Genomic DNA, 9,895 nt, shown 5'->3' on the forward strand with positions numbered 1-9,895 from the left:
GCCTGGAAGGTGAGCCCGAAGCGGTCGCCGTCGACCTCGGCTCGTGGGCCTTCTCGTCGTTTTCGGGTGAGCCGACCGACGTCACGATCGCGGGCGCGCAGCTCGCGTACGTGATGTTCACGTCCGGCTCGACCGGCCGCCCGAAGGGCGTCGCGATGCGCAGCGCCGCGGTCGCTGCGCTGATCGAATGGCACCGGGCCCATCCGCGTCTCGGGCGCGCGGCGCGCACGCTGCAGTTCGCCCCGCTCGGCTTCGACGTGTCGTTCCAAGAGATCTTCTCGACGTTCGCGACGGGCGGTTGCCTCGTGCTGCCCGACGAATCCGAGCGGCGCGATCCCTATGCGCTGCTCGCGCTGCTCGTGCGCGAGCGCATCGAGCGGTTGTTCCTGCCCTACGTCGGGCTGCAGGCGCTCGCCGAAGCGGTCGCCGCGGGCGGTGCGCTGCCGCATACATTGCGCGACGTCGTCACCGCCGGCGAGCCGCTGCGCATCACGCCGGCGATTCGCGCGCTTTTCGCGGCGCTGCCGGACGCCGTGCTGCACAACCACTACGGTCCGACCGAGACGCATGTCGTCACCGCGCACGAGCTCGCCGGCGATCCGTCCGCGTGGCCGGAGCGGCCGCCGATCGGCGTAGCGCTGCCGCACGTACGCGTGCGCATCGCCGATGCGGCGCTGACGCCGCTCCCCGACGGTGCGGAGGGCGAGCTCCTGCTCGGCGGCGATTGCCTCGCCGCCGGCTACATCCATCGCCCCGAGCTCACCGCCGAACGCTTCGTCGAGCTCGACCGCGAGCGCTGGTACCGCAGCGGCGACCGCGCGCGCGTCGGTGACGGCGGCGTGCTCGAATGCCTCGGCCGCCTCGACGACCAGCTCAAGATCGACGGCTTCCGGGTCGAGCCGGCCGAGGTCGAGGCCGTGCTCTGCCGGCATGCCGCGGTGGCCGAGGCGATCGTCGTCGCCGCCGACGCGGCCGGCGGCCGCCGACTCGTCGCGCACGTGCTCGCGCGGGACGCGCACGTCGACGCCCCGGCCCTCGCGGCGCAGCTGCGCGCGCACTGCGCGGCGTCGCTCGCCCACTACCTCGTGCCGCACGCGGTCGAGGTCCATGACGCGCTGCCGCTCACCGCGAGCGGCAAGGTCGACCGCCGTGCGCTCGCCGCCGCGCCGGTCGCGGAGCCGCTGCGCTGGCTCGAAGGCGCTTCCTTGCCGAATCAACTTCTCGACTTGTGGAAGCAGCTGCTCGGGGTGGATCATCTCGACGTGGAAGCGAACCTGTTCGACCACGGCGCGCGCTCGCTGCTGGTGGTGCGTGCGCTGACCGAACTGCGCCGGCACGGTTACGTGCTCAGCGTGGCGCAGGCGTACGAGCACCCGACCGTCGCGGCACAGGCCGCCGCGCTCTCGGCGGCCCCTGCACCCGCCACCGCCGACGGCGCGCGCGCGCGCGGCGTCGCGCAGCGTGCCGCGTTCGCGCGCTTCGGCCCGCGCGCGGGCGGAGGCGTCGGATGAGCGAGCCTGCGCACGACGGCGTCGCGATCGTCGGCATGGCCGGGCGTTTTCCCGGCGCCGCGTCGGTCGACGAACTGTGGGAGAACCTGCTCGCCGGACGCGAGTCGATCACGCGCTTCGCCCCCGAGCAGGTATCGCCGCTCGTGCCGCGCGCACTGCGCGAGCATCCGCGTTACGTGCGCGCGCGCGGCACGATCGCCGACGTCGAGCGCTTCGACGCCGCGTTCTTCGGCATCCCCGCGCGCGAGGCGCAGCTGATCGACCCGCAGCAGCGCGTGTTCCTCGAGCTGTGCTGGAACGCGCTCGAGCACGCGGGCATCGATCCGTCGCGCGGCACCGGCAGTGCCGGCGCCGACGCCATCGGCGCTGCCTCCACCGGGGCTGCCTCCATCGGCGTATTCGCCGGCACCTCGAACAACGGCTATCGCAAGCTCGTCGACGCGCGCCCCGACATCGTCGCCGCGAGCGGCGAGTTCGCCGCGATGCTCGCCAACGAGAAGGACTATGTCGCCACGCGTGTCGCCCACCGGCTCGGCCTGACCGGGCCCGCGATCAGCCTCTACACCGCGTGTTCGACCTCGCTCGTCGCGGTGGCGCAAGCGTGGTATGCGCTCATGAGCTGGCAGTGCGACGTCGCGCTCGCCGGCGGCGTCAACGTCGTCGTGCCGCAGGAGTCGGGCTACCTGCCCGCCGAGGGCGCGATCGAGTCGGCCGACGGCCACTGCCGCCCGTTCGACGCCGACGCGAGCGGCACGGTGTTCTCGTGCGGCGCGGGCGTGGTCGCGCTCAAGCGGCTCGCCGACGCGATCGAGCACGGCGACACGATCTATGCGGTCATCCGCGGCGTCGGCGTGAACAACGACGGCGCCGACAAGGCGAGTTTCGGCGCGCCGAGCGTGCGCGGCCAGGCCGCCGCGATCCGCCTCGCGCTCGCGAGCGCGAACCTCGACGCCGGGTCGATCGGCTATGTCGAGGCGCACGGCACCGGCACGCCGCTCGGCGATCCGATCGAGGTGGAGGCGCTCACGCGCGCCTTCCGCGTCGATGGCGCCGCGACCGGAACGTGCTGGCTCGGATCGATCAAGGGCAACCTCGGCCATCTCGTCGCCGCCTCGGGCGTCACCGGCCTCATCAAGGCGGCACTCGCGCTTCACCACGAGCGCATTCCGCCGAGCATCAACCTCGGCAGGCCGAACCCCGAGATCGTTTTCGACCGATCGCCGTTCAAGCTCGCACGCGAAGCGATCGACTGGCCGCGCGGCGCCGTTCCACGTCGTGCGGGCGTGAGTTCGTTCGGCGTCGGCGGCACCAACGCGCACGTCGTGCTCGAGGAAGCGCCCCTCGCCGCTCCGCCGGCGCCCGGTCGCGGCGCGAGCGTGCTCGTGCTGTCGGCGCGCGACGAGGATGCCTTGCAGCGCCGCGCGAGCGACCTCGCGCTACGCCTCGCCTGCGCGCAGCCCGATCAACTGCCCGACATCGCGGCGACGCTCGCGCTCGGTCGCAAGCCGATGGCGGCGCGCGCCGCCATCGTTGCGCGCACGCCGGCGCAGGCCGCCGATGCGCTCGCGCGCATCGTGCCGCAGCGGGCCGGCCGGCCCAGGCTGGTGTTCCTGTTCCCGGGCCAGGGCTCGCAGCACGCGAACATGGCGCGCGAACTCGTCGAGACCGAGCCGGTGTTCGCGGGACATTTCGACCGTTGCTGCACGCTCGCGAGTGCGCGGCTCGGCATCGACCTGCGCGCGCTGATCCTGCCGACCGCCGACGCGGTCGAGACTGCCGCTGCGCAACTCGCCGAAACGCGGTGCACCCAGCCCGCGCTGTTCGCGATCGAATACGCGCTCGCGCGGCTGTGGGAGAGTTGGGGCATCGTCGCCGATACGATGATCGGCCACAGCATCGGCGAGTACGTCGCGGCGACGCTCGCCGGCGTATTCGGCCTCGAGGACGCGGTCGCGCTCGTCTGCGCGCGCGGCGCGGCGATGCAGGCGCAGCCGCCTGGAGCGATGCTCGCGGTGCGCGCAGTCGCGCACGCGATCGCGCCGCGCCTGAACGGTGGCGTCAGCCTCGCCGCGGTGAACGCGCCGGAGCTGTGCGTCGTCGCCGGCACCGACACCGAGATCGGTGCATTCGCCGACACGCTCGCGGCCGACAGCATCGCGACCACGCGACTCAAGGTCAGCCACGCATTCCATTCGTCGCTCATGGACGGCGCGCTGCCGCCGTTCGAGCGCGCGTTCGCGGACCTGCGCCTCGCGCCGCCGTCGCGGCCGTTCTACTCGTGCGTGACCGGTGCGCCGATCGATGCGCGCGCCGCCGCCGAGCCGGCGTACTGGTGCCGCCAGTTGCGCGAACCGGTGCGATTCGCCGACGCGGTCGCGCACGCGATCGCCGACGGTGCGACCGTGTTCGTCGAAGTCGGGCCGTCGCAGGCGCTGACCGCGTTCGTGCGCAGCCAGCTCGGCGACCGCGGTCGCGCGATCGCGTCGCTCGGCCCGGCCGCGAAGCCGGGCAGCGATGCCGAGCACCTCGCGACCGCGCTCGGCGCGTGCTGGGCCGCGGGCCGCGAACCCGACTGGGACGCGTACTTCGCCGGGCAGGCGCGTCGCCGCGTCGCGCTGCCGGGCTATCCGTTCCGCGGCGAACGCCATTGGATCGATGCACCGGCGCCGGATGTCGCCGTGCCAGGGGAAGCGATCATGAAGGAAGCCCATACCGAGATGGCCGCCACGCCGGCCGCTCCGTCGCCATCCTCGCGCCTGCGCATCGAACTGCGCGAGCTGGTCGAGTCGCTCACCGGCGAGCATCTGGGTGCGACGCACGACGACGCGAGCTTCCTCGAGCTCGGCCTCGATTCGCTGTCGCTCACGCAGGCCGCGCTCGAGCTCGAGCGCCGCTACGGCCTCAAGCTGAAGTTCCGGCGGCTCATGGAGGACGTCGACAGCAACGCCAAGCTCGCGACCTTGCTGGAGCCGACGCTGCCCGCGTCGAGTCCCGCGGTGGTGGCACCGGCACCGGCCGTGGCCGGCGCGGCCGCGACGCCCGCGCCGGTCGGCGAGGCGTCGCCGCTGCTCGCCTTGATCCAGAGCCAGCAGGCGCTCATGCAGCAACAGATGCAGCTGCTCGCGAGCCTCGCCTCAGGCTCGCCGGCAGGCCTCGTCGGCGCGCCGCCCGCGCCGTCGGCGGCTCCGGGGCGCAGCGCGGAAGAAGCGCCTGCGGCCAATCTCGTCGAGCGTCCGTTCGGTGCGTCCGCGCGCATCACGCTGCGGCCCGATCACGCGATGACGCCCGCCCAGCGCGCATGGGTCGACGACTTCACGCGCCGCTACAACGCACGCACGGCGCGCTCGAAGGCGTTCTCGCAGCAGCACCGCGCGCGCATGGCCGATCCGCGCGTCGTCACCGGCTTCAACCCGCTGTGGAAGGAACTCGTCTACCCGATCGTCGTCGGGCGTTCGAAAGGCGCGCTGCTGCACGACATCGACGGCAACGAATACGTCGACTGCCTCAATTCGTTCGGCGCGAACTTCCTCGGCCACCAGCCCGACTACGTGGTCGCGGCGCTCAAGCAGCAGGTCGACGCCGGGTTCGAGGTCGGTCCGCAGCATCCGCTTACGGCGGACGTCGCCGAACTCATCGCCGGCATGACCGGCATGGCGCGCGTCGCGTTCTGCAACACCGGTTCGGAAGCCGTCATGGGCGCGATGCGCATCGCGCGCACGGTGACGGGGCGGCGGACGATCGCGATCTTCACCAACTCCTACCACGGCATCTTCGACGAGGTGATCGTGCGCGGCACGCGCACCCTGCGCTCGATCGCGGCCGCGCCCGGCATCCTCGCCAGCGCGGTCGAGAACGTGCTCGTGCTCGACTACGGCAGCGACGACGCGTTGCGCGTGCTGCGCGAACGCGCCGGCGAGCTCGCCGCGATCATGATCGAGCCGGTGCAGGGCAAGAACCCTTCGCTGCAGCCGCGCGCATTCGTCCAGGCGCTGCGCGCGATCTGCGACGAAGCCGGTTGCGCGCTCATCTTCGACGAGGTCATCACGGGATTCCGCATCGCGCAGGGCGGCGCGCAGGCGTACTACGGCGTGCGCGCCGACATCGCGACCTACGGCAAGATCATCGGCGGCGGCCTGCCGTTCGCCGCGATCGCCGGCGACGCGCGCTGGCTCGATGCGCTCGATGGCGGCGACTGGCGCTTCGGCGACGACTCCTACCCGGAGGCGGGCGTCACCTATTTCGCCGGCACGTTCGTGCGCCATCCGCTCGCGCTCGCGGCGGCGAAGGCCGCGCTGCTGCACCTCAAGCAGCGCGGGCCGGCGTTGCAGGACGAACTCAACGCGCGCACGCAGGCGCTCGTGGCGAGGCTCGAAACCTTGTTCGAGGAACGCGCCGCGCCGCTGAAGGCGGTCGGCTTCAGTTCGCTCTGGCGCATCGTCGCCGACGAGGATCAGCCGTACGCGAGCCTGTTCTGGTACGCGCTGCGCGCGGGCGGCCTGCACCTGTACGAGCAGTTCAACTGCTTCCTCACCGAAGCGCACGGCGCCGCCGAGGTCGAGCGCATCGTCGCCGCGGTGCGCACCGCGCTCGACGGCCTGCTCGGCGCAGGCCTGCTCACGCCGCGCACGGGAGGGCCTGCGCGCGCACCCGCGGCGCGCGGGCAGGAAGCCGACCCGCTGCCCGCCACGGTCGCGCTGACCGACGGCCAGCTCGAGAAGTGGCTCGGCTGCCAGTACGGCGGCAATGCCGCGCTCGCCTGCAACGAGGCGGTCGTGCTGACGTTCGACGGCGCACTCGACGTCGCCGCACTGGAGCGCGCACTCGACACCGTCTGGAGCCGGCATGAGGCGTTCCGCTTCGGCATCGCGGCCGACGGCCGAACGCTGTCGTTGCAGGCGCTGCCGCCGCTGCCGCTGCAGCAGGTCGACCTTTCCGGCGCGGATGCGGAATCCCGGCTCGAAGCCTGGTGCGATCGGCAGATGCGCGTGCCGTTCGACCTCGCGCGCGCGCCGCTGCTGCGCTTCGCGCTGCTGCGACTGGGCGAGCACCGCCACGCACTGCACCTCGTCGCGCATCACCTGATCATGGACGGCTGGTCGCTCGCGGTGCTCTGCGGCGAGCTGCAGGCCTGCTACAACGCGTACGCGGGCGGGCGCGAACCGCAGCTGCCGCCAGCACAGAGTTTCCGCGCCTACGCCCTCGCCGAGCGCACGCGCCGGGATGCCGCCGGCGCCGCGCACCTCGCGTACTGGAACCGCGTCTACGCCGATCTTCCACCCGCGCTCGAACTGCCCGGCGACCGGCCGCACACGGAGGCCGCGGGCTTCGATGCCGACACCGAGCGCCACGTGTTCCCGGCACCGCTCGCGGCCGCGTTGCGCGCCGAGGCGCGCCGTCGCGGCGCGACCCTGTACGGCCTGCTGCTCGGCGCATTCGGCCTGTTCGTCGCGCGCCTGTCCGGGCAGAAGGACTTCGCCATCGCGATTCCGTTCGCGGGGCAGGCGGTCGCGGGCAGCGGCGCGCTGATCGGAGACGGCGTCAACACGCTGCCGCTGCGCTTGCGCATCGATCCGCACGCGGGCGTCGACGCCGCGATGGCGACCGCGCAGGCGGCCCTGCTCGATGCGGCGGACCACCAGGACCTCACGCTCATGACGATCCTGCGCGCCCGCTCGCTGCGTCGCCGCAGCGCGCGTGGCGCCCTCGGCGAAGTCATCTTCAACCTCAATCCGCGCCTGCGCGCGCCGCAGTTCGACGGCGTGGTCACCGAATGGCACGACTGCCGCCACGTCGCACTGCTGTGGGACCTGTTCTTCAACCTCAACGACGACGGACAGCGACTCACGCTCGACCTGCACTACCGCACCGCGTTGTACGACGCGGCGACGATTCGGCGCTGGATCGCCGATTACGAACGACTGCTCGAGGACATCGGCATGCAGACTTCCGAACCCCTGGTCGCGGCGCCTGCGCGTACGGCCGCGACCACCGCGGGTCCGCAGGTGGCGCCGCCGCAGGCCGCGCCTGCGGGACCTTCCCTGCTCGACCTCATCGAGGAGCGGGTGCGCGCGGCGCCCGAACGCATCGCGGTCACCTGCGAGGCGCAGCGCTGCACGTACGCCGATCTGTGGCGCGCGAGCGCGCGCGTCGCTTCGCGCCTGCGCGCTGCCGGCGTCGCGCCCGGCGACCTCGTCGGCATCTGCGTTCCGAGGCGGAGCGAGATGGTCGCCGCCGCACTCGGCGTGCTGCGCGCAGGTGCCGCGTACGTTCCGCTCGACGCGAGTTTCCCGGACAAGCGACTGCGCCTCATGATCGAGCGCGCCGCGCTGCGGCATACCGTAGTCCTCGCCGGCCACGAGCTGCCGGCCGCGGTGAGCGGGCATGACGCGACGCTCGTCGCGCTCGACGACGCCGACATGCGGGCCGGCGACGACGGCGCGTCGCTGCCTGCCGTCGACGGCGCAGCGCTCGCGTACGTGCTGTTCACGTCCGGTTCCACCGGCGAGCCGAAGGGCGTGCGCATCCTGCATCGCAACCTCGTCAACTTCCTGCGTTCGATGCGCGAGTCTCCCGGCTTCGGTGCGGACGACGTCATCTGCGCGGTGACCACGCTGTCGTTCGACATCGCCGGCCTCGAGCTGTACCTGCCGCTCGTGAGCGGCGCCCGCGTGCACATCGCGACCGAAGCGGAGGTGCACGATCCGCAGAAGACGGTCGCGCTGGTGAAGGACAGCGGCACGACCGTGCTGCAGACGACGCCGACGCTGCTGCGCCTGCTTTGCGAAGGCGGTCGCATCGAGAGCCTCGCGGGCGTCAAGCTGCTGGTCGGCGGCGAGGCGATGCCGCGCGATCTCGCCAACGAAGTGCTAAGGCATTGCCGCGAGCTCTGGAACATGTACGGGCCGACCGAAACGACGATCTGGTCGACGATCCATCGCGTCGAGGCGGGCGAGGGTGCGGTGCCGCTCGGGCGGCCGATCGCGAACACGCGCATCCACGTGCTCGGCGAGGACGGACGCCCGCTCACCGCAGGCGGGCATGGCGAGATCTGGATCGGCGGCGCCGGTGTCGCCGACGGATACCTCAACCGTCCCGACCTCACCGCGGAGCGCTTCCGCATCGACCCGTTCGCGAACGACGGCAGTCGCATGTACCGGACCGGCGACATCGGCAGCCTGCAGGACGGCGTGCTCCATTTCCACGGTCGCGCCGACGACCAGGTCAAGCTGCGCGGGTTCCGCATCGAGCTCGGCGACATCGAGGCGGCCGCGCACGAGGATCCGCTCGTGCGCGAAGCCGCCGCGGCCGTGCGCGAATTCGGGCCGCACGACCAGCGCCTCGTGCTCTACGTGACCTCGCGCGACCATTACGGCGACCTCGCCGGTCGCCTGCGCGAGCGGCTCCGCGAAGCGCTGCCGCCGTACATGCGGCCGAGCCACATCGTCGTGCTCGAATCGATGCCGACCACGCCGAACGGCAAGACCGACCGCAAGGCCTTGCCGATGCCGCCCGAACAGACCGGGCACGCGGAGGGTGCCGCGGCAGCGCCGGTCGACGCGCGCGAGCGCTACCTCGCCGCGCTCTGGTGCGAACTCATCGGCGTCGCCGAGGCGCGCGCCGACGACAATTTCTTCGATCTCGGTGGCGACTCGCTGCTTGCCGTCGACATGATGGCGCGCGTCGAGCGCGAGACCGGCGTGCGCCTGAACGTGCTCGCGATCGCGACGGGCACGCTCGGCAGCGTCGCAGGAATGCTGCCGAGCGAGGGCACGACGACGCGGGGCGGCTGGTTCGCGCGCCTGCGAGGACTGTTCGGCGGGCGTGGCGGATGATGGCAGCGGCAGCGTCACCGGCGCCGGAGCGCGCCAACCCCGCCTCGCATGAATTCGAGTTCGCAGGGCCGCCCGAGCGCCGCCTGTTCACGGTCTACCGCGCGGCACGCGGCACGGCGCGCGCCGCACTCGTGCTGTGTCCGCCGTTCTTCCATGAGCAGTTCCTCAGTTACCGCCTGCTGTCGCTCGTCGCCGCGCGCCTCGCCGAGCGCGGCATCGCGAGCCTGCGCTTCGACTACTACGGCACGGGCGATTCGTGGGGCGACGAGACCGCTTTCGACCTCGAAGGCGCGAGCGGCGACGCCGACATGGCGCTCGCGGAACTCGGCCGCCGCTTGCCGGGCGTGCCGCCGATCGCGTTCGGCGCACGCGCGGGCGCCTGGCCCGCGGCGCGCCTCGCGCATCGCCATCGCCTGCCGCTGTGGTTGTGGCAGCCGCTGCCCGACGGGCGCGCCTGGCTCGACGAACTCGTCGCGATGGACGCGCGCGAACGCGCGTCGCGGTTGCGCTATCCGTTCATCGGCAGGGAGCCGAAGCCGGCCGACCCCGATC

3 protein-coding genes are annotated in these 9,895 nt (G+C 72.6%); all 3 read left to right on the top strand.

The genetic code is table 11. The annotated features are described in order from the left end of the window. Nucleotides 1-1,511, top strand: a 1,511-nt coding sequence (locus VI238_RS13585; RefSeq protein ID WP_331652241.1) for a non-ribosomal peptide synthetase, incomplete at its 5' end; no start/stop codon positions are given. Then, entirely contained in the window at nucleotides 1,508-9,343 is a 7,836-nt protein-coding gene (locus tag VI238_RS13590; protein WP_331652243.1) for a non-ribosomal peptide synthetase/type I polyketide synthase, read from the top strand. The genes VI238_RS13585 and VI238_RS13590, both read left to right, overlap by 4 nt. Further along, the coding region (locus tag VI238_RS13595; protein ID WP_331652245.1) for a hypothetical protein at nucleotides 9,340-9,895 on the top strand (556 nt) is incomplete at its 3' end. The genes VI238_RS13590 and VI238_RS13595, both read left to right, overlap by 4 nt.

Origin of the sequence: Dokdonella sp. (assembly GCF_036518555.1) — a bacterium.
Classification (GTDB): Bacteria; Pseudomonadota; Gammaproteobacteria; order Xanthomonadales; family Rhodanobacteraceae; genus Dokdonella_A.

What these genes read in the sequence shown, in the direction of transcription:
- VI238_RS13590 (WP_331652243.1), top strand. Translation starts at nt 1,508, where the DNA reads ATGAGCGAGCCTGCGCACGACGGCGTCGCGATCGTCGGCATGGCCGGG.